This is a genomic window from Saccharophagus degradans 2-40, from assembly GCF_000013665.1.
GTDB classification, from domain to species: Bacteria; Pseudomonadota; Gammaproteobacteria; order Pseudomonadales; family Cellvibrionaceae; genus Saccharophagus; species Saccharophagus degradans.
The window spans coordinates 1805532-1828605 of the sequence record NC_007912.1 but is presented as its reverse complement, the minus strand read 5'-3'; the positions used below and the strand labels follow the sequence as shown (position 1 = coordinate 1828605).

Genomic DNA, 23074 nt, shown 5'->3' with positions numbered 1-23074 from the left:
CCTTTTTATTGGCCATTAACATTGTAACTAAAAGCCACCAGCCACCTAAAACGCTATTAAAACCCTACCTAGAAAGCTTCGTCCGCTATCAGCTCGTTTATAGCATCTATTAGCAACGCCAAGTTTAGCGGCTTAGTTAAATACACATCAAACCCAGAAGCCATACCCTTTTCTATATCGTGACTCATAGCATTGGCAGATAGCGCAATAACAGGAATTTTTTGGGTGGCAGGATCTTTGCGCAATACATTTAGTGCCTCGTACCCATTTATACCCGGCATGTTTATATCCAGAATAATTAAATCGGGATGCTGGGTACGCGCCATAAAAATACCGCGCAAGGCCTCCTCGACTACCTCTAAATGCAGAACAGGAAAACGTGATAGAACCTGACGCATCAAGCGCTGGTTGGGCGGGTTATCTTCGATATAAAGAATATTTTTGCGCTCAGCAACGCGTAGTGTAGGTAGCTCACCCTGCTCGGCTTGTACTGCCGTTGCCACGTCGGCCGCTTCGCCTAGGTATTCGCCAATTGCAGACTCAGAGTATAGCGGCAGCTGCACCCAAAACTTGCTGCCCTTGCCTTCATCGCTAGAAAACCCGAGCTCGCCGCCCATTTGCTCCACAAGCTGGCGTGTAATTACCAAGCCCACACCGCTACCTTCAATTTCGCCCCGCTCGGCCCCCAATCTATTGAAGGGCTGGAACATATATTTTTGTTGCTTTAGCGGAATACCAAAGCCTGTGTCTTGTACGCTGACCCGCAAATGCCCTTCTTCGGTCTCCGAAAAAACGATATCTACTCGGCCATCCTTGCGGTTGTATTTAATAGCATTCGAAATTAAGTTAATAAATACTTGCTTTAAACGTACCGAGTCGGCACGCACGCTGGCATTGCCTAGCTCGAAATTATGGACGTTTATTTCTACGCGATTTTTAACCGCCAGTGGCCGCATAAGAGGAATACATTCATCCACTAATCGCATGGGGTTTAACTGCTCGAGCTCGAAATCCATTTTACCGGCTTCAATTTTGGCGAGATCCAACACGTCGCCAATTAACTCCAACAAATGCTTGCCGGCCTTTTCTATTTCGCCAATATTTTCTCGCTGCGCTGGGTTAAGGTTTTTGTCCAACTCAAACAGCTGTGCAAACCCTAAAATTGCGTTGAGAGGAGTGCGCAATTCGTGACTCATGCTGGAAAGAAATTCAGACTTAGCTTTATTGGCTTTCTCAGCTAGTTCCTTAGCCTTTACCACTTTCTCTTCAGCCTGCTTAAGCTGAGTAATATCCATATTGGTGCCAGACATACGTAAAGGCTGGCCAGCCGCATCAAAGGCCAACTGACCGCGACCACGTATCCAACGCCAATTGCCGTTTTTGCCTTTTATGCGATACTCAACATCAAACGGGCCTTCGCCCTTGATATGCTTTTCTAAGGTTCTATCGAATAACTCACCATCTTCAGGGTGCATGCGGTCGCGCCACGCCTGCACTTTATCCACTCCTTGGTTGAGCTCGTCATCGTGCTGATCGTACCCTAGCAGCTCCCAGCAGCGGTTGGAGAACTGGAAGCCCCCGTGGTCTGCCGACCACTCCCAAATGCCGTCATTCGATGACTGAATAATTCGCGCATGGCGCGCTTCACTAATAAGCAACGCCTGCTCAGTCTGCTTTTGCTTGGTGACATCAAATACCACGCCAGACATAAACGATACTCGGCCCTGAGAATCGCGCACATTATCTACGCGCACCTCAGCCCAAATATATCCACCTTTCTTTTTGCGGATACGGAACACCAATTCGCCCGACCCGACGCCCTTTAACTCTCCCAGAACAAAATTGTTAACCTTCGCGCGATCATCTGTGTGCACATACTCCATAAACTGACCCGGGCTAGAGATGTGCTCCATATCGGTTTCGCCATACCCCAGATAGGCCCAAAATCCACCGTTCCAATCCATTTTGCGGTTTTTAAAGTCCCAGTCCACAAAACCATAGCCGTGACTACCGCGAAATATCCGTTCGTACCTTTGCCGAACCTCTTGCATAGCCCGTAAACGCGCCCCAAGTGACGATCGCTGCTGCCGCTTGCGGCTTGTTATTACTTCGCTGAGCCAACCCATAAATTACCGTATGCATCAATTCGCTTAAAAGCTATAAAAAATAACTATTTAGACTATTAAAGGATATTACCTAGGGAAAAGGAGAACCAAGTCTATACTGAAGGGAAGAGCTGTGACAATGCTAGCGGCGGCTACATGGCGTATCCGCAAACTCAATAGAAGCAGCAAAGCCGCAAGAGGTAGGAGATCGGCATGAACTTTATAGCATCCACAACCCAATCCATTAGAGATACATTCACCCTTATTGGCGATATGTATTTAACCGAACGCTGCCACAAATTTAGTGGCAACCACCAGTTAGATGGCGCCTATATTAAAACCCATGCCGACGGCAAACAAAGCCGCCAACACAAGCGTAATTTAAAACACCCCTGTTAGGGCAGCTCGTCGAGCTCTTCACCCTCTTTCACAACAGGGATTAAATCTTCGCGGTCTATATGCATCGCCATTAGAATATTGGCAGAAACATAAATAGACGAATAAGTACCAATCACAACACCCACAATTAATGCTAAGGCGAAATTGTGGATCATCTCGCCACCCACAAAGAACAGCGCCAATAACACTAGCAAAGTGGTTAACGAGGTAATCATTGTGCGGCCAAGGGTTTGCGTTAAAGAGATGTTAATCACCTCCTCTGAATCGCCCTTACGAATTAAACGGAAGTTTTCGCGAATTCGGTCTGCCACAACAATGGTATCGTTAAGCGAGTAACCTATTACCGCAAGCACCGCCGCCAGCACGGTAAGATCGAAAGTAAGCTGAAAAAACGAAAACACACCCAGCACAATTATCACATCGTGGATTAACGCTGCCACAGCACCAACAGAAAATTTAAATTGGAAGCGCACCGCAACGTACGCCATTACTACCGCTAGCGCCAACAACATACCCATGCCGCCGCTATTTGCCAACTCTTCGCCTACCTGTGCACCCACAACATCTGTGCGCAGCAGCTCTATTTCTTCGCTAGATTTACTTTCAAGTAATTCCAGCACCACTTCGCCAATAGAAACAATTTCTTGTGGCTTAGACGGATCTGCACTGGGAGGTACAGATTGCTGCAGGCTCATTAACACATTCGTGTCAGACCCGTAGTTCACCACTACAGCACCGGTATAACCGGCCTCTTCTAAAGTTGCTCGAATTGCGTTCAAGTCGGCGGCTGTTTCGTACTTATATTCCAGCTGTGTACCACCAGTGAAATCCAAGCCAAAGTTAAGCCCCTGCACTGTTAAAGAAACAATGGAGCCAACCAACAATAATATAGAGAACACCGCAGCTAATTTACGCTGCCCCATAAAGTTAAGAATTTTTTCTGGAGTCATTATTTCAACGCCTTGTATTACTCGTTTTATACGAAGTAAGAATTTTATATCCAGAGTTTTTTAACATTGCGACCGCCAAACGCTAAATTAACTAGCGCGCGCGTGCCCACAATGGCAGTAAACATGGAAGTGATAATACCTATAGCTAAAGTAACCGCGAAACCTTTAACCGGCCCAGAACCAATGGCGTACAAAATAATGGCAACAATGAATGTTGTTAAGTTCGCATCCAAAATGGTTGAAAATGCAGAATCGTAACCGCTGTTAATGGCCGTTTGCGACGAAGAACCTGCTTTAAGCTCCTCTTTTATTCGCGAGAAAATAAGCACGTTTGCATCCACCGCCATACCTACAGTAAGCACAATACCGGCAATACCAGGCAAGGTAAGCGTAGCGCCAAACATAGACATAACGGCCACAAGCACCATTAAGTTAACCGCAAGCGCCAAGTTGGCAAAAAAGCCAAACACTTTGTAGAACACCATCATAAAGATAAGCACTAGCACCAAACCTAGCTGTACCGATTTAACACCCAGGTCGATATTCTCTTGCCCCAACGAAGCGCCAATGGTGCGCTCTTCTACGAATGACATAGGGGCAGCCAACGCACCAGCGCGAATATACAACGCCAATTCCGATGCTTCTTCTGGTGAATCTAAACCGGTAATTTGGAATCGCTTGCTCAGCGCTTCGTTAATATTCGCCAAGCTAACCATTTTAGGGTTGGGTACTTGCTCTGTAACAATTACAGTTTCACCCGCTTCGTTAACTTCTTCTCGTACTTTGGTATCGTATTCAATTAATACAATCGCCATACTCTCATTTACGTGCTTACGGGTTTTACGGTGCATTAATCCTGCACCCTTGCTGTCTAGCGATATGCTCACCATGGGCGAGTTTGATTGATCATCAAACCCTGGGGTTGCGCCAGTTACGTTTTGCCCAGTTACAAACGGGCGCTTTTCTAACCAAGCACCACCATATCGCGCTTGTTTTATCTCATCGCGAAACTCAAAATGCTCTTTTTGCGAAGCTAAACCATCTTTAGGTGCCTCTAAGCGAAATTCTAGGTTAGCGGTTTTGCCTAAGATCTTTTTAGCGCGTGCGGTATCTTGAATACCTGGCAACTGCACCACAATACGGTTGCGACCTTGCGTTTGCACCAGCGGCTCAGAAACACCAATTTCGTTCACACGGTTACGCAACGTGGTTAAGTTTTGCTGCACTGCGTGCTTTTCTTTTTCGCGAATGTAAGCGTCACTCGGAACAGCAGTAACAATATACTTGCCGCCCCTTTCTGTTCTTTTCGTTTCTAATTCACTTAATTCTTTTTTCAGCAGCAAGAGTACATCTGTACGTAAATCATCTGAATCGGCAGTAATTACAATCTCACCATCGGTTAAACGAGTACTTACACCGTACAATTTTTCTTTGCGTATTAAGCCGCTAATGTCATCTTCGAAGCCTTCCATTTCTTTAGCTAATACAGATTCTGTATCCACCTCTAACAAGAAATGCACACCGCCCGCCAAATCCAAGCCCAAACTCATTGGGCCTGCGCCCAAGTCAACCAGCCATTGCGGTGTGGTTGGCGCTAGGTTAAAGGCCACTACGTAGTTTTCTTGGCTTAAAGCACGCTGCACAATGGTACGCGCGCGAAGCTGATCATCTTGCGTAGCAAAGCGAATAAGTGCAGATTTTTCGCCGGCTTCGGCGCCAAAATACTGAATGCCGTTTTCTTCAAGCGCTTTGGTAGCAGTATTGAGTGCGTTAGCATCTACCTCTACACCAGAGCGGATACCGGAAATTTGTATAGCGGGGTCGGGAACGTAAATATTAGGCAACGAATAGAGAAACCCAATAACCACGACAGCTAGGATGAGCAAATATTTCCAAAGCGGGTAGCGATTCATGACTGGTCCTAATGCGGCCAAATGGCCTTCAGTTCTTATAAAAATAACGTGAATGTTAGCGGCTTCTTCCGAGCCGGCTAAAAGTATAAAGCGGCGGGATTATACAGCTTAATAAGGGTGCCTGCCGCCCAATTCAAGGCTTAGCCTTAGCTTTGCGTCGCAATTGCAGGCCGCTCTTTACCTTGACGAGCATAAAAATGGCTTACATATTGCGCCAACTCGCCCTTCCCTATAGCTGCACGCAACTCACTCATTACGGTTTGATAATGGCGTAAATTGTGGATTGTATTCAGCTGGGCACCTAAAATTTCGCCACATTTATCTAAATGATGTAAGTACGCGCGGCTAAAGTTTTGGCAGGTGTAGCAATCGCAGGTTGGGTCCAGCGGGCCGGTATCGTGCCTGTGCTTCGCGTTGCGTATTTTTACCACACCAGCCTGAGTAAACAAGTGACCATTGCGCGCATTGCGTGTAGGCATCACACAATCGAACATATCTATACCGCGGCAAACACCTTCAACTAAATCTTCTGGCTTACCCACACCCATTAGGTAGCGCGGCTTATCGGCTGGCATCTCGGTTTTTAAGTGATTCAAAATGCGCAACATATCTTCTTTGGGCTCGCCCACTGAAAGCCCACCAATGGCATAGCCATCAAAGCCAATTTCGGTTAACCCTTTGAGGGATTCGGAACGCAAGCTCTCATGCATACCGCCCTGCACAATACCAAATAAAGCCGATGGGTTATCGCCGTGGGCATCTTTACTGCGCTTAGCCCAGCGTAAAGAGAGCTCCATAGACACTCGCGCCTCGTGCACGGTTGCTGGGTACGGCGTGCACTCATCGAATATCATTACAATATCTGAGCCCAAATCGCGCTGCACTTGCATAGCCTTTTCTGGGTCTAGGAATACTTCACTGCCGTCAATTGGCGAGCGAAACTTCACGCCCTCTTCGCTAATTTTGCGCATATCCCCGAGGCTAAACACCTGAAAGCCGCCAGAGTCCGTAAGAATTGGCCCCTGCCACTGAATAAAATCGTGCAAATCACCGTGCGCCTTTACAACCTCTGTGCCCGGCCGCAGCATAAGGTGAAAAGTATTACCTAAAATTATTTCAGCTCCACTATCAACAATATCTCGGGGCAACATGCCTTTAACCGTACCGTAAGTGCCCACCGGCATAAAAGCAGGTGTTTGAACAGTTCCGCGAGAAAAAGTGAGCTGACCGCGACGTGCATCGCCATCGGTTGTGGTTAATTCAAATTTCATTTTATTTCTTCTTTACAGGCTTCGGCGTTGTGCGTAATAAACATGGCATCGCCATAACTAAAAAAGCGATAGCACTGCGCCACCGCCTGCTGATAGGCGTTCATTGTGTGCTTATACCCTGCAAAAGCAGAAACGAGCATAAGCAAGGTAGATTCAGGTAAATGGAAGTTGGTTACCAATGCGTCCACCACCTTATATTGGTAACCCGGGTAAATAAAAATATCTGTATCACCCTGATAAGGCTCTACCACACCGTTTTGCGCGGCGGTTTCTAAGCAGCGCACGCTGGTGGTGCCCACAGCAATAACGCGCTTGCCAGCCGCTTTAGTGGCTTTTATAAGGTCGCACACCTCTTGGCTTACATGCATCACTTCTGAATGCATATGATGCTCGAATATATTATCCACACGCACAGGCTGAAAAGTACCCGCGCCTACATGCAAGGTAACAAACGCTTGCTGTACGCCTTTATCTTTAAGTTTTGCTAGCAGGACATCATCAAAATGCAGACCTGCGGTGGGGGCAGCAACCGCTCCTTTTTGTGTGCCATAAACAGTTTGGTAACGCTCTTTATCGTCCGCTTCATCTTCCCTATCTATGTAGGGTGGCAACGGCATATGGCCAATATTCTCAAGCACATCTAGCGCGGTGGTGTCGGCGGGAAAGCGCAGCTCAAACAACGCCTCGTGGCGCGCGACCATCTCTACCTCGGTGCCATCTTGCAAAATAATAATTGAGCCAGGCTTGGGGGCTTTACTTGAACGCACATGCGCCAAAATACTGTGCGCATCCAATATGCGCTCTGCCAAAATCTCTAACTTGCCACCAGATGCCTTTTGGCCAAATACGCGCGCGGGTATAACGCGCGTATTGTTAAACACCATCAAATCGCCCTCTTCCACCAAATTTAACAAGTCAGGGAACTGCTTGTGCGCCAATTCACCACTCGGCCCGTCGAGCATCAGCAAGCGGCTGCCCGTACGTGTTTCAGTTGGGCGGCGAGCGATAAGCTCATCGGGTAATTCGTAGGAAAAATCTTGACGACGCATGGACTAAAACCAACACAACAAAATAGGTGGAAAGGTAAAAAATTAAGGCCGCAAGGGTAATGGAAAACCACTATTAATGCCATAAAGAAGCCCACTTAGCACACCCAAGGCCCCAGGTTTTACCCCATCGCCCCCACTTGCACCCGCCAAAACGAGCAATAAACAACCAGCCGAGCTAATATTCAACCTAACAGCCAAATACTTACCATAAAACAGTAATAATCTGTTGACCCAACCAAAACCGCTGTTATAATTTCGCGCCTTGACGCAGTGGCGGATAACGCTAACAGCGAGAAAGAATTGCTTTACCAAAACAGTGAAATTGGTAGACGACGTGCAGGATGCACAAGTGTCGCGAAAGGCAGGAGCCTGAGAGCGACCACAGGGTTGAGTGCGAAGCACTGACAACTTCGACAGTTGCGCGCCCTACTCACTAAAGAATTAATGCCAGAGTGGTGAAATTGGTAGACGACGTGCAGGATGTACGAGTGTCGCGAAAGGCAGGAGCCTGAGAGCGACCACAGGGTTCAGTGCGAAGCACTGACAACTTCGACAGTTGCGCGCCCTACTCACTAAAGAATTAATGCCAGAGTGGTGAAATTGGTAGACACAGGGGATTCAAAATCCCCCGCCCTTAAAAGCGTGCCGGTTCGAGTCCGGCCTCTGGTACCAAACAACAAAGCCTCGCTAATAGCGGGGCTTTTTTGTTTATGCAAAGACCCAATACTACTTAATTGATGCGTACAAGTAATAGGCATCCATCAACACCCCCCCCTTCAAACCACCCCGACCTTTACATCGTCCTATAACTGTAAACTCTATCAGCCGGTCAACTCAGGTAGCCACATATGAAACCAACCCTAGAAGAAATTTGGTTTGTATACGACGGCGAATGCCCCATATGCCAGATGGGCGCCACGCTATTTAAAGTAAGGGATGCCGTTGGCATGTTGAATACTGTGGATGCGCGCACTGAGTTAAATCACCCTGTATTACAAGAAATTAACGCCGCTAAGCTCAACCTAGACGAAGGCATGGTAATTAAGTACAAAGGGAGACTGCACCAAGGCGAGCAGGCGCTTAGCCTAATGGCAGAAATTGGCGCTAAGGGCGATGTGTTTAACGGCTTAAACAGGCGGTTATTTAGAAATAGCGCGTTGGTGAAATTGAGCTACCCAATTATGCGACTAGGTAGAGATATAGCAATAACCCTTAAGGGAGCTGGCAAGATAAATAATTTAGCAAAGTGAGCTGCCCCAGCGCATTTAGCGCTGGCGCAGCCAGCTTGTAGGGTTTAACGACTAAACTAATAGTCTATTTCTGTTTCGTCTTTAAGCAGACCCATCACTCCCGTGACGGTTCTTATCCAAATAATGTCACTGTCTTCGCGTATTAGTTGCCCCGCCATTTTGTACTCAAACCTTGGAGAAGCAAAACTCGACAACACGGTTATTTTTGGCTCTTGCTCTAACTGTGCCGTTGGCTCGTGGGCCAGCACAGCCAAAATAGAATCAAACCCTTTTGCCACAGATTCTTGCAACGCTAATTGCTGGCTTGCGCTTAAGCTCGCCAACTCATCTGGGCTATACGATAGCGGTAGCTGAGCGATGTAACGCACCGGAATACGATCTACTTTGCCTGCGCGCTCGATATACACACCACACCCTATACCGATTGTATCTTCCTTGGTTTTTACCACATGAAGGTAGGGGCTTAATTGCACCAGCGCGTTAGAGTTGCGCAAGGCTATTCCCGCTCGCTGCGCGGCAGCACTAAACTCGGCGACAGGTACTAGGTTAATTTTGCCCTTAAGCTGCGCCACCTCACCATTGGTTTTGCTTTCGATCATTTTAACGTTGGCGGCAACACCCAGCGGGCCCATAAGCCCCAAACCGACTCCACCGCCACCAAACGATTGAATGTAAACAATGTTACCACTGGAATCTAAGTGTTGGACCATGTGATTGGTTTGATCAAGCGCCGCAACACGAGTGAGACTTGCAGCCTTACTAGCGCCAAGCTCGGGGATGTGCTGCTGCGGCAGCGAGGCGCATGCACCTAAAAGCGAAACAGCGGTCAGAATTAAAATTATTTTTAGTTTGTTCATACCTATACCTACTTTGTTATTGATGCCCAGATTTAGTGGGTGTAGGTAGAGACACCTGGCGGCAAGACTCCCTCCAATTAATTTTAATGCCTTTAGACAAATTATTCGTAGCGGAGGAACAAGTTGGCCGTGAGCCGTCCTTGTTGCGGCGAAACAAATACATCTCTTTCTTCTTTAATTAAGCCAGAGTGCAATAAATTACCGGGATAGATTAACAGCCTATTCTGTCGATAAGGGACACTACCGATGGCTGTAAAATGAGGGCTTTCTAGTGAATGATAGCCCTTAAATTCAGAAGCACTATTTACTTCCAAGCTTTCTAATTCGGTGGCGTAACAAGCCTTCCTCCGTTCATCCACCGTTTCGAATTGCGTTTTATTATGCTTAAAAAATGCTGTACCTCCGAAATCACCTTCGGCCAAATACAGCATTACTGCGAAAGACGACGGTGAATTATGATCGTAGTGAGGTATACGCTGCTTAAAACTTAAAGCAACACTAGGGCTGGATACCATCGAGAAAAAAGCAGCATAGGGTTTACACTGCAATTTGCTTACACCATCGTATTCCCCTGCAATAGCTATCTTTGCATAACTTAAAAATGTCTCTCCAAAATCGCGAAACATTCCTGCTTGTAGGCCAGGGTAAATATTCCCATTTTGCACATTAAACTTGGCATTAACTCGAACACTTTCGCAGATTTTATCTATATATTTAAACATGTTATCTACGATTATTATTGGTGTTTTTTCGGTACCAACGAACTCTTTTCGCACACAAATATTTTCGCTCAGTTCCAGCATATCAGCCTCTGCCCCCTCAGTGCCTGCCCCCCTCACTCTTGAGCGAACGCAGCACAATACTGCGCAATGTAATCTTTATGAGCAGGCAACGCTTTCACACTTATTTCAGTCGAGTTTCGCAGGCCATTTAAGAAATGAGCCTGCTCGTCCTCTGTCATTTGATTTGCTATCGGGTGGTACTCTTGCGGCATAACCCCCTGCCCCATCATTACTTGAATCCAGGAGTTCTCACTAAATAACTCACCCTCTGTTCTAAAAACTCTACCGGTTTGCTTAAACAGCTCAATTCGGTGAGCCAATGAACTGGGCACATCCATAGCTTTACAATATCTCCAAAAAGGTTGGTCAGCCCTATTTGTCACCTTGTAATGCAAAATAATGAAATCTCTAATAAATTCTATTTCAGACTTCGACTGCTTGTTATACTCATCTCTCAAAGTTGGGGCAATTCCATTAACAGGAAACAACTGCAATAAGCGTATTATGCCTCGCTGAATTAAATGAATACTGGTGGATTCTAAAGGCTCTAAAAACCCACTAGATAAACCTATGGCAACACAGTTTTTCACCCAACTTTTACGGCGCTGACCAGTTTTAAATTTTATTATTTTAGGTTCAGTTAACGGTTCGCCGTCTAGATTATTCAGCAAAGTATGTTTTGCATTCTCATCAGACAGATATTTGCTGCAATACACCAACCCATTGCCCACCCTATGCTGTAATGGGATTTGCCACTGCCAACCTGCTTCTCTAGCAATTGATCGGGTATAAGGTGGCAAATCACTCCCACCTTTAGTTTGGACTGCTACTGCACTATCGCATGGCAACCAATGGGACCAGTCATCAAAGCCGGCATGTAACGCCCCTTCCACTAGTAGCGCACGAAAGCCGGTACAGTCTATAAATAAATCCCCTGCCAGTGTCTCTCCACCCGCAAGCGCTAGACTAAAAATATTACCGCTCTCGGGGTCCACATTCACCCGATCAATCTTACCCTCGACCCGTTTAACACCATGACGCTCAGCCAAGCCCCGCAAATAAACAGCGTATTGCGAGGCGTCCATATGGTAAGCATATTTCAAGGGCTGCCCACCTCCATGAGCAAACTTATTTTGTTTTGCCGCCAACACTTCTGGGCAGTAACTGCCATAGTCGGCCTTATACCCTTCAGCTAGTCCGCGTTGCCAAAAATGTTGAAATGTAGAAGCCCAACAATCTCGCCCCGTGGTGCCAAAGGAGTGAAAATAATCCTCACCAACATCTCGCCAACTCTCAAAATTAATACCTAACTTAAATGTCCCTCTTACCGCCCTCATGAACTCAGCTTCATCGATACCAAGTAAACGGTGAAATGTTTGAAGCGGTGGAATGGTGGCCTCCCCGACCCCAACTGTCGATATTTCTTCTGACTCTACTAAGGTAATAGATAAATTCTTACCCAACAGTTTCGCGATTGCTGCAGCAGCCATCCAGCCAGCGGTACCACCACCTGCAATTACTACGTTTTTTATTTTGTTATTCATACAGGTCACCCTAATAATTCGCGACAATCATTACCACACACTCAATTTTTTACATCCAACCGCTTACTTAAAAACTGACACAATTTCTTTATTTGTTCACCATCGTTCGCACCCAACACACCACGTGTTGATTCTGGAATATGACTAAATGTTTGATCACTTGAAAATAAGTAGTAATCAAACAATCGCTTCCAAATGATTCTTTTTTCTTCTGGAAGCTGCCTGATGGCCATCAACCCATGTAGTAACGCATCAGATGGTGGAACGTGTACATCAATATCATTCCACCAATAGTTCACTAGAACGTTGCAAGCGTCTAACCCCTCGACGTGATGCCACCACATGCTAGGTATATACAAAGCATCACCAGGCTCAAGATCAACAACCAAGGCACTTTTCGCGGCTTTTATAAAATTGGGAAATTTGATGGGGTCTGGGTTATGAAAATCGACCAAACTAATTGCTTGCCCTGCAGGTGTAAAATCCACAGGCCCAATATACAAGTTTTCCAACTGCTCGGGCGGGAACAAAATAAATCGTCTTCGTCCAACAACATTACAAGCAATATTTTCTGGCACATCATAGTGCGCAGATATTCGAGTACGATTTCCAAGCCATATGCTAGCTGCAGGGTTATCCACCCCAAAGGTGAGTCGGTTTTCTACACTAAAATCAGGTAAGCACTTTTCTATAGATGCTGTTGCGACATACAACAAGGGGGCATCTTTAAGCTTAGCCAAGGTAACGAGTTGCGCCAATACGCTATCCAAGCGCCTGCTTACCGGATTGCAGTTTAAAGCGCGGAAATCATCGCTGTAAAAAACTCGCCCTTTTGTACTTTGGGGTCCTTCCCAAGCCACAACTTTGTGACCGCTATAAAAACTAGACAGATAGTTAACCGCGCTATGCACTGAAGCTCTGGCTTCTTGCACTACAGGCCAGCTTTTAACCAAGCCCCTCATCACCATAGGCGAGTTACGATGTGTGAATTTCATACCTGCATCGAACCCATTTAGCTCTGACACAGGAGTTGATGCTCCTATTAGGTGTTCATAGGTATACGTATTCAAGTGTTCACCCCGCCAACCAAAGCTAGCTAAATCTTCGTTTAGTTAGGTCTGAAAAATTAGAGAGTGAAGCAATAACCATATAGATAGATTTTAAATACCCACTATCTAGCAATTGAGCTAAAACGGCATTACTCACATTTTGCAACGCGTCTTCTTTTACCGTGTAGAAGCCAGATAAAGTATGTTTAGTTCCATCAGAGTTCAAAAACTCACCTGAGAACGCCTCCAGCAAGCTATTATTTTCTAGCACAGAAAAGAAATCACGACTGGCTTCCATTCCCGCATGAATGTCTCCTAACACTACACTTATTCTTTTCAAATACTCTGTTGGCTCGCCGTCATCATCAAATACTCTTTCGCCCGTTTTGACGCCTACACGAGGGCTATCTGCGTCCAAATGAATAACCGTATTTTTATTCTCATACCCTTCGGCCAATTGATTTTGAAACCCAACCAAGAACGGTCTAGCCTCTATGGTTAGTGGGACATACCCAGCATCCCAACGATTACCTTTTAAAAAAAGATTTTCGCCATTTTCTAGACCGAATAGCGCCAACGCATACCAGACATTTTCTTGCTCATTTTTTTTAAAAACAATGGGAAAAGCAGACTGCGCAGCTTGAAACTCGAATGGAAATATGGGAGTCGCCATAACATTGTCCCCATAAGCCACCCCCCAATCTCTCGCCACCAACAAATCTTTATGATCTTTCTTATTAAGCAATTCATATTTAGGCATAATTATTTCTCTTCTATTTATTGTTTTTTTGGCAAACCTACAGCTGCAATACTCTCGAGCAACTCTTTATTAGTTGGCAGGCCATTTAATAGCTTCTTCGCTTGCGCTTTATTTTCTTCAACTAAAGCCATTGCGGCAGAACGCAGCTTTTCATTTTTGTGAGAATCACTGTAACGCTCAAAATAAGTACCACTCAATATGTATAAATAACTAGCGGCAGGGAACACCTCATCCACCTCGGGGAAATCATGCTTGTTGGGTGATCGATACTTCCACTTATCTAATAGCTCTTCCAATCTTGGGCATTCTTTAACACTTTCGGTATTAGCTAACCAGTATTCGCTATCCCTGCGATCCGACAGGACATAATGTAATTTTAGAAAATCGATAACCCTATCCCACTTATAGTGAAAACTTTCATTATAACGGCGACAAATAGGCTCCATTTGCGAAGCTGTATACGGAAAATCATCCCTTATTTTTTTTGCTGCCAGCTCTACCATCGCTAGCGCTGAGGCCTCTAACGGCTCTATAAAACCGGATGACATTCCAACAGCTACGCAGTTTTTAACCCAGAACTCCGAACGCACGCCTGGAGTGAATTCAAGCTCTCGTATATTTAAATCGTCGACGCTTTCAACCCCGCAAGATTTACTAATATAATCAACAAGACCTGTGTATATTTCTTCTTTAGTCCCGTAACGACTAGAGTACACATATCCAATGCCTTGTCGCGTGGGCAAGCCTATATCCCATATCCACCCGTACTTTTGCGCGGTTGAGCGTGTGCACGACGCTATAGCTTGATTTTCAATCTGCCTAGGAACTTGAACAGCCAGCGCTCGATCGTTAAAGAGGACTTTATCTTTAGCAATTAGCGGAACGCTATAATGCCCACCAATTAAAAGTGAATTGGAACCTGTGCAATCAATAAAAAAATCACCGATTATTGCGCCATTAACACGAGTGTTAATAGCTATAATATTAGTATCTCTCTCACCATCAACAGATATAACATGATCTTGAATATATTCCACACCCAGCACTTGGGTACAATGCTGCTTCAGAAATTCACCAAATTTTCCAGCATCTAAGTGATAGCCGTAATTGACAACAGCTGCGAATTCGGGCGTTATTTTTTGCTTAGGCGCTAAGCCCTCATCGCACAGCAATGCCTGCGATCCAGCAAAATAAGCGAAGTCTGTTTGCCTACCTGTACTATTCCATAAATCAGCTAAATCCATGTCGTAATAGCGATTCGGAATTGAAAAAGGATGGAAATAATTATCACCTTCGCAGTTATTTCTCCAATTGATAAATTGAGAGCCTTGCTTAAAAGATACATCACACGCAGTGATGAACTTAGACTCCGATACTCCCATAGTAGATAACGTTTCACGCATCGTTGGCCAAGTACCTTCACCAACACCAATTGTGGCAACATCTGGTGATTCGATTAATGTAATGGAAACATCTGCCCCACTACCTATTTTGCCATGCTTTGCAGCAAGTATACCTGCAGTTAACCAACCAGCAGCACCACCACCAACAATAACTACGCGCTTAGTAAGCTCTCTCATTTAACACCTTGTACCCAACAAACACTCATTTAATTCTAATGCATCTCCATCGCAATAGGGACTTCGCTTAGCTTCCCAAAGAATAGGCAACAAGGAAAGCAAATTCATGTTTTTTAGTTAAAAAAAAATGCCACTGTTTCCAGTGGCATTTAAAGGTAGTTACAACTTTTTAGAATTAGAAAGTGTAACGAGCACCAATGTTATAACGAGGACCACCTTCAACAGCTTGCATCATAGTCGTTTTGTAGCGGCCATATAAACGCTGCGTTTCATTTGTAACGTTTATGCCCTCCGCAAACACAGTGAAGTTATCATTAATATCATAGCTCGCATTGATATCAACCTGTTGATACTCTTCGTTTTGTAGCGGGTTTCCATGACCGACGTCTGTGGCTACCAAGAATGCACCGCGCCAGTTCCAAGCTACACGCACCTGTAAGCCATCTTTATCATAGAAAGCAACCAAGTTACGGGTATTACTCAAACCAGGCAAAGCAAACTGCTCATCAAATACAGTAGCATCGTATTCAGCATCACTATCTACCACAGTAAAGTTCAACAAGGCACCAAAGCCATTGTCTAGAGTATGCTGAACAGCGAACTCCATACCCGTAATATTAGCTTTCTTTTCGTTAAACGGCTTGGATACATCAAATTCGATTAAATTATCTGAATCGATTGAGTGAATTAGGCCACTTGACTCAGTTGTGGATTCGGGGAAATTGTCGAAGATGTATTGACGAATCGCAACGTTATCTGCCCCTTCCGATGCTAATGCTTCAGCAAAACGTGCGCCATCTGCTGGATTACGCAAACCAAAGAAGTTTTCTGTTTCGGTGTGCGTACCAATAAAGTTTTCCACATCTTTATAGAATGCACCAGCTGACACATAACTTGCTTCACCAAAGTACCACTCAGCAGACAAGTCGAAGTTCTTAGACTCATGCGGTAGCAATGATGGATCACCACTGCTAGCAGTTGCATAAGTAGCGCGAACTTCGTTGATTGAAACGCCACCTTTAATATGATTATAAGTTGGACGCGCAATTGTTTTAGAGAAAGACGCTCGAACAATCACATCTTCTACCGGAGCCAAACTAACATCTATATTTGGTAAGAAGTTAGAATAACTACCTTTAAAGTCGGTGTAAGCACTATCACCACTGCTCACCAAAGCAAATTCGTTAGCAGAAACCCAATCTACCCCAGAGTATGCTGGTACCATTGCACTTGCGGACACGTCGGTCTCTTCGTAGCGAACACCGGCGGTTACCTTCGTTTCCATTCCAGCTACTTCAAATTCCATGTTAGCTTGCACGTAACCCGCCAACATAGATTCGCTTACACGCTCATCTGTAGTCCAATCTTCTGTCACACAGAATTCACCAACACAAGGCCAAATATTTGGGCTGGTACCCGATTCGTCCGTTGGCGCAGCAAACGCAGCTACAGCCGCAGCGGCTTCTTCAAAACTGAATGAGTAGTAACGATCATAAATATTAAACTCACTACCGTCAGCTAGTGTACCAGTACCAGATAACGAATCCATACGACCAGTAATAGACTCCGCAGTAAACAATGAATCTGGGATGTCATCAACTGTACCCTCGCCACCCCAAGTATCACGCTGTGCAGTCATCATTACAGCTTTAACATCATTTTCGGTAGAAGAAACACCAAAATCTACACTCTTAACAACACCTTCATCGAAGGTGTAAGAGCCTTTCAATTGAACCTGAGAAATATCGTTGGTGAACTGACTGTTGCGTAAAGAACTACCAGTTACAGTGAAGGTAGACGGAGCATCAGTAGTGCCTTCAGCCAAAGCTACATCCCAAACAGGAAAGTCTTGACGGAAATCCACTACAGTAGCAACACGGTTTTGGTTAGCCATTGTCAATACAGAGCTATTGCCATAGGGGCTAGCCGCTTCCGAATGCGCTTTAGAGTTATGATAATCCAACTCTAATGACAAGTTATCTGTTGCATCCCATTCGATATTTAAGCCAACAGAATTATTCTCATTGACTTGACCAAAACGCGCTGCCGAGAAAGTTAAATCGCAACATGCTGTTGAAGAGTAAAGCTCTGGGTAATACTGACCAGCGCTACCTTCAACGAATTCGTTATTGGTTGCATTTAAACCGTTACCTTCCCAAAACCAAGCACCAACCATATTCGAGCTAGACAACACTTCTTGCTCAGAGTAGGTGTAATCCAATGTAGCAGTAATATCTTCAGATGGGCTGAACTGCAGCACTAATTGGGCATTATCTCGCGTGCGCTCAAAGTCGGTGAAGTTGTACTCGAAGTTTTGCGGGCGAGATAACTGCGCTGTCGAAGGGTATGCATCCGCACCTTCGCCAACAAAGCCACCATTCCAACCGTCACCAGGCACAACACTTTGCGTGTGGTAGCTACCAACGGTAGCTGCATCACTTGCACCTTCACGCTCTTGATGACTGATAGCCAAAGACACACCAACAGTATCATCTAAAAACGTATTGCTAATTAATGCCGATATTTCTGGCGCTAAAGAGGCATCTTCGCGCGAAGTATCGTATACACCTTTTACGCCTGCCGTTAGCTTGAAGCCCGCATTATCTAAAGGGCGAGCAGTTTTAATATTTACGGTTGCACCGATACCACCTGTAGGTATATCGGCTCTTGAAGTTTTATACACATCCACTCCAGCAACCGACTCTGATGCTAGGTTACTAAAGTCAAACGAGCGCGATGAGTTAATGCTTGTACCTTGCAACCCAGAAGTAGGCATCTGACGCCCGTTAAGAGTAACAAGGTTAAAATCTGGACCTAAACCGCGGGCGGTAATCTTTTGACCTTCGCCGTTAGAGCGATCGATTGAAACACCAGTAATTCGCTGCAAAGATTCTGCCAAGTTGGTGTCAGGCATTTTACCAATATCTTCTGCTGATATTGAATCTACAACACCTTGAGCATCGCGCTTAATATCCATTGCACGCTGCAAACTTCCACGAATACCAGTAACAATAACTTCCTCTAAAGTGTTATCGGCAGCATTATCTTGAGCGTATACAGGAGAGATTGTTGCTGCACCTACTACCATAGAAACGGCAGCGGCGAGCTGGGTTTTTTTAAAAATATTGTAATCCATATCTCTGATCCGAGTTATTTGTTTATTGTCAGTTTTCTCACTTAGTGTAAGCGCTTACAAAACTAGCTCTAAAAAAAGCGCTCAAAGGCGCGGGAAGTTTTATGTAAGCGCTTACAAGTTATGCCAATAAAAATGTGATGTCAAGCACCAAACAAAAAGGATTAGGTGCCAAACCATTTAACAATATGAGGGGGAATAAAATGCGATGAAGCGCCCTTGGCGCGCGACAAAAACACCAAGGGGTTATTGATTTTTAACTATAAGACAAATCGAACAAGACTAAACTTTTGCGACTGATTCTCGTTCAACCAGCGTGGGCTCGAAGTGATTTAAAACCTCTATGTTTTTATTATTGTAAACCGTTTTTAAAACCCATTTTGCAGCCATAGAAGCCATCTGCCCCACCGGGTAATTGATGGTAGAAAGCTTGGGGTAAACATATTCGGCATACTTTACATTATCGAACCCCATTATCGATAAATCTTGCGGAAGCGATAGTCCCAGATCACGCGCGGCAGACATGGCACCCGCCGCCATCTCGTCGTTTGCGCAAAAAACGGCACTAAACTTAGCGCGCTGCTTGAACAGGTACTGCAAGCCTGCTTGCCCGCCTGCCTCTTGATAATCACCCTCGTAAATAAGGTTTTCATTAAGTTTTATTTTGTGTTCATTTAGTGCTGCCTCGAACCCACCCAACCTATCTTGCGCTTCTTTTTTCCACAGCGGCCCAGATATGTATGCCACTTTCTTATGTCCCATTTTCGCAAGGTGGGACGCTGCCAAATAGCCTCCCATGTGGTTATCAAGGGTTATGCAGTTTTTGGCGAGGCCGTTAATTTTTCTACCGAGTATAAATACGGGCGTGCTGCGCTTAGAAAGCTCAAGCAAGTATTTATCAGATACCGACTCCACCCATAACACTAGCGCATCGCACTTTCTGCTTAATAGGAATTCGATAGCTTCTTTTTCTTCGGCAGCATCACTGTGGCCCGCAGCAATAATGGCATGCACATCGGCATTGCGCAGCTCTGACTCTATGGCACTCATCATCATGCCGTAAAAAGGGCCGTGTAGCTCTGAAATTAATACGCCCACGCTACCAGATTTGTTAGAGGCCAACCCCTTAGCAATGGCGCTTGGACGATAGTCCAACGCCTCCATGGCTGCAGTTACCTTTTGCTTGGTTTTATCGCTTACGCGTGCATTGTTGTTCATTACACGCGAAACGGTTGCCAAAGACACACCAGCTAGTTCCGATACGTCGTAAATTGTTGCCATATAACACTCAATGATTGTTGCTTCCTGCAGACCATAATTTGCAGTCAGTAATTAGTTTACAGTTTTTAAATTTAGCGCTTGCTGAATACGCGCCACCTCATCGTTGTTTAGGATATACCAACGCATAGCCCAAGCCACAAGCAGAGAAAACACCGCTGGGAATACGGTAAATGACAGCAAAATACCGTGCAATGTATCTGGCGTTTGGGCGGTATCTGCTTGGTAGCCGTAATAGGCCAATAGCCAGCTAGCTACTGCCCCGCCTAACGCTAGGCCAAGCTTGATGAAAAAAACGACGGAGGAATATACCATACCCGTTATGCGAATACCGGTCTTCCAGTGACCATAATCGACGGTATCGGCCATTTTTGCCCACAGTAAAGGGGTGGCCATCTGTAGAAAAAAGCACCATAAAACATACAGCACAAAAGCAGCAACTACCTGCGCTTGCCCCACGAAATATGCCGCAGCGCACAAAACTGCCGCGATAATTTGCAGCGCTATATAAGCCTTAACCTTGCATACACGCTTACTTAGCGGCTGGGCTAACGCGCAACCCACTATGTTGCCTATCATGCCCAATGTAACAAACGCTGTTACCAGGTCTTCGCGTAATAAATAGTACTTAACGTAGTAAATCGCCAAAGTGGAACGCATTACCATACCAATAAGCAAAAAGAACGCTGCTACGCATAGCACTCGCCATTGGTCATTTACCCACATTAGGGATAAGTCTTTAAACAAGCTCGTTTTCTGCTGGGGCGGCGGCGCAATACGCTCTTTGGTACCAGCAAAACACAATAAAAATAGTATTACCCCCAGTGCACTCATAGCCGCAATGGTGAGCTGATAGCCAAGCGCCTTATCGCCCTTACCAAAAAACTGCACAAGAGGCAGCGTTGCTGCAGTAACAATTAGGCCGCCCAGCATGCCAAATACAAAGCGGTAAGATTGAACCGAAACACGTTGTTTTGGGTCTGCAGTTAGCACCCCACCCAATGCGGAATAAGGAATGTTTATAGCCGTATACGCCATCATTAATAGTGCGTAGGTAGCATAGGCATAATACACCTTGCCATCTTCACCTAATTCGGGAGTAGTAAATGCCAAAACACTTATCAAACCGAACGGTACGGCCAACCAAAGTAAATAGGGCCTAAACTTACCCCATTTAGTATTTGTTCTGTCTGCCAAGCCCCCCATTAACGGGTCGGTTATTGCATCTAATACCCGCACCACTATAAACATGGTGCCTACCACCGCCGGCGAAATGCCAAAAATATCGGTATAGAAGAAGGCAAGAAACAGCATAACGGTTTGAAACACTATGTTACTGGCTGTATCGCCCAAGCCGTATGCTACTTTTTCTTTTACTGACAACATATGTATTAACTCTTTTATTTTGATACTAATTTAACGCTTATTTGTACTTACTTGCCCGCGTTTACTTAATTCTAGCCGCAATACTGTAGATGCCGCGGCTATTCTTTAAAGTTAAACACTTTGCACCTGTTGCCACCCTCCAATGTAAAAAGGTTGACCTTTAAAGGCTAAAGCTCTAGTCTAAATGTAAGCGCTTACATAAATAAACACAAGCGCTAAGGTTTAACAATAAAGCATACATTTACCGCTTTAGTTGGTATTTGGTTATATACAGCATTTTTGTATACCCCGAAAGTAACGAATTAAACACAAGTATAAGAGCAAGCATGAATAGACTTACACTACCGCCTTCTTCTCGTTTGCGCAGCAAAGAGTTTACCTTTGGTGTTGCAACGTCGTCTTACCAAATTGAAGGCGGCATAGATTCTCGCCTGCCCTGTAATTGGGATACGTTCTGTGAGCAGCCCAATACCATTATTGATAACACCAACGGCGCCATTGCTTGCGACCACATAAATAGATGGCAAGACGATATAGAACTTATTGCCAACCTAGGGGTAGATGCCTACCGCTTTTCTATTGCGTGGGGCCGTGTTATTAATTTAGACGGCAGCCTCAATAATGAAGGCGTTACATTTTACAAAAATATTTTAACTAAGCTTCGCGAAAAGAATTTAAAAGCTTATATAACGCTATACCACTGGGACTTGCCACAACATTTAGAAGATGCTGGCGGCTGGCTTAACCGCGATACCGCCTACAAGTTTCGCGACTATGTAAACCTTATAACCCAAGCGCTTGATGACGATGTATTTTGCTACACAACGTTAAACGAGCCCTTTTGCAGTGCCTACCTTGGCTATGAAATTGGTGTACACGCACCGGGTATAAAAGACTTAGCCAGTGGGCGCAAAGCCGCACACCATTTATTACTTGCCCATGGCTTAGCTATGCAAGTGCTGCGAAAAAACTGCCCCAATAGTTTAAGCGGCATAGTGTTAAACATGAGCCCTTGTTACGCCGGCAGCAACGCACAAGCAGATATAGATGCAGCAAAACGCGCGGACGATTTATTATTTCAGTGGTATGCACAACCGCTACTTACTGGCTGCTACCCTGATGCAATAAACAGCCTGCCAGACAATGCCAAACCACCTATTTGTGAAGGCGACATGGCGTTAATAAGCCAACCTTTAGATTATTTAGGCCTTAACTACTATACCCGCGCAGTATTTTTTGCCGACGGTAATGGCGGTTTTACCGAACAAGTACCTGAGGGTGTAGAGCTAACCGATATGGGCTGGGAAGTTTACCCGCAAGGCTTAACCGATTTACTAATAGACCTAAACCAACGCTATACCCTACCCCCGTTACTTATTACCGAAAACGGCGCAGCAATGGTGGACGAACTTGTTAACGGCGAAGTTAACGATATTGCCCGAATAAATTATTTTCAAACCCATTTACAAGCGGTACACAACGCCATTGAACAAGGTGTTGATGTACGCGGTTATTTTGCTTGGAGCCTAATGGATAATTTTGAGTGGGCACTGGGTTACAGCAAACGATTCGGTATTACCTATGTAGATTACCAAACACAAAAGCGAACGCTAAAAGCCAGCGGCCACGCATTTGCTGAGTTTGTCTCGAGTAGGAGCTAATTACTCCTGCATGCGGAGTTCCCCCTCTGCCCTCGCCCGCATTAGCGGGCTTTTTTCAATCTCTAAATTCTAATCTCTAAATTCTAATCTCTAAATTCTAATCTCTA

At 45.2% G+C, this 23074-nt stretch carries 17 protein-coding genes and 1 tRNA gene; 4 read left to right on the top strand and 14 right to left on the bottom strand.

Annotated features, from left to right (window positions below):
* Positions 1-68 precede the first annotated feature (68 nt).
* Positions 69-2126, bottom strand: a complete 2058-nt coding sequence (locus tag SDE_RS07385; protein ID WP_011467891.1) for a PAS domain-containing protein — start codon at positions 2124-2126, stop codon at positions 69-71.
* Positions 2127-2318: 192 nt separating this feature from the next.
* Here SDE_RS07385 and SDE_RS07380 point away from each other — a divergent pair, with 192 nt between their 5' ends.
* Positions 2319-2504 (top strand): hypothetical protein, encoded by a 186-nt coding sequence (locus tag SDE_RS07380; RefSeq protein WP_041324387.1) that lies wholly within the window; start codon positions 2319-2321, stop codon positions 2502-2504.
* Here SDE_RS07380 and secF read toward each other — a convergent pair.
* The 4 genes from secF to queA all read right to left on the bottom strand — a co-directional run bounded on the left by secF (position 2501) and on the right by queA (position 7687).
* Positions 2501-3454, bottom strand: coding sequence for a protein translocase subunit SecF (gene secF, locus SDE_RS07375; protein ID WP_011467890.1), 954 nt, complete (start codon positions 3452-3454; stop codon positions 2501-2503). The two genes, SDE_RS07380 and secF, sit on opposite strands and share 4 nt — an antisense overlap.
* Before the next feature lie 44 nt (positions 3455-3498).
* On the bottom strand, positions 3499-5367 hold the full coding sequence (gene secD / locus SDE_RS07370; RefSeq protein WP_011467889.1) for a protein translocase subunit SecD: 1869 nt from the start codon (positions 5365-5367) through the stop codon (positions 3499-3501).
* A gap of 146 nt (positions 5368-5513) precedes the next feature.
* Entirely contained in the window at positions 5514-6638 is a 1125-nt protein-coding gene (tgt, locus tag SDE_RS07365; protein WP_011467888.1) for a tRNA guanosine(34) transglycosylase Tgt, read from the bottom strand.
* Complete coding sequence (gene queA, locus SDE_RS07360) at positions 6635-7687, bottom strand: tRNA preQ1(34) S-adenosylmethionine ribosyltransferase-isomerase QueA (protein ID WP_011467887.1); 1053 nt, start codon at positions 7685-7687, stop codon at positions 6635-6637. Before queA ends, tgt begins: the two co-directional genes overlap by 4 nt.
* A 585-nt stretch (positions 7688-8272) precedes the next feature.
* Between queA and SDE_RS07355 the strand changes: the two genes are divergently transcribed.
* Positions 8273-8359 (top strand) — tRNA-Leu (locus SDE_RS07355).
* Between the two features lie 176 nt (positions 8360-8535).
* The gene (locus SDE_RS07350; RefSeq protein WP_011467886.1) at positions 8536-8937 is read left to right on the top strand and encodes a DCC1-like thiol-disulfide oxidoreductase family protein; all 402 of its coding nucleotides are present in this window, start codon (positions 8536-8538) and stop codon (positions 8935-8937) included.
* 56 nt (positions 8938-8993) lie between these two features.
* Here SDE_RS07350 and SDE_RS07345 read toward each other — a convergent pair whose 3' ends face one another.
* From SDE_RS07345 to SDE_RS07305, 9 genes are all read right to left on the bottom strand, one after another.
* Positions 8994-9794, bottom strand: coding sequence for a hypothetical protein (locus SDE_RS07345; protein WP_011467885.1), 801 nt, complete (start codon positions 9792-9794; stop codon positions 8994-8996).
* Between the two features lie 101 nt (positions 9795-9895).
* Positions 9896-10597, bottom strand: coding sequence for a DUF6445 family protein (locus SDE_RS07340; RefSeq protein ID WP_011467884.1), 702 nt, complete (start codon positions 10595-10597; stop codon positions 9896-9898).
* 32 nt (positions 10598-10629) lie between these two features.
* On the bottom strand, positions 10630-12120 hold the full coding sequence (locus SDE_RS07335; RefSeq protein ID WP_011467883.1) for a tryptophan halogenase family protein: 1491 nt from the start codon (positions 12118-12120) through the stop codon (positions 10630-10632).
* A 41-nt stretch (positions 12121-12161) separates the two neighbouring features.
* Positions 12162-13145, bottom strand: coding sequence for a cupin-like domain-containing protein (locus SDE_RS07330; RefSeq protein WP_049762592.1), 984 nt, complete (start codon positions 13143-13145; stop codon positions 12162-12164).
* Positions 13146-13212: 67 nt separating this feature from the next.
* Entirely contained in the window at positions 13213-13929 is a 717-nt protein-coding gene (locus tag SDE_RS07325) for a SapC family protein (protein WP_011467881.1), read from the bottom strand.
* Positions 13930-13946: 17 nt separating this feature from the next.
* Positions 13947-15509, bottom strand: a complete 1563-nt coding sequence (locus SDE_RS07320) for a tryptophan halogenase family protein (protein ID WP_011467880.1) — start codon at positions 15507-15509, stop codon at positions 13947-13949.
* A gap of 175 nt (positions 15510-15684) precedes the next feature.
* The gene (locus SDE_RS07315) at positions 15685-18645 is read right to left on the bottom strand and encodes a TonB-dependent receptor (RefSeq protein WP_011467879.1); all 2961 of its coding nucleotides are present in this window, start codon (positions 18643-18645) and stop codon (positions 15685-15687) included.
* 279 nt (positions 18646-18924) lie between these two features.
* Positions 18925-19923: a LacI family DNA-binding transcriptional regulator gene (locus SDE_RS07310; protein WP_011467878.1), complete on the bottom strand. Its 999-nt coding sequence runs from the start codon at positions 19921-19923 to the stop codon at positions 18925-18927.
* A 51-nt stretch (positions 19924-19974) separates the two neighbouring features.
* Positions 19975-21306, bottom strand: a complete 1332-nt coding sequence (locus SDE_RS07305; protein ID WP_011467877.1) for a glycoside-pentoside-hexuronide (GPH):cation symporter — start codon at positions 21304-21306, stop codon at positions 19975-19977.
* A 326-nt stretch (positions 21307-21632) separates the two neighbouring features.
* Here SDE_RS07305 and SDE_RS07300 point away from each other — a divergent pair, with 326 nt between their 5' ends.
* Positions 21633-22967, top strand: coding sequence for a GH1 family beta-glucosidase (locus SDE_RS07300; protein WP_011467876.1), 1335 nt, complete (start codon positions 21633-21635; stop codon positions 22965-22967).
* The last annotated feature ends 107 nt before the right edge of the window (positions 22968-23074 follow it).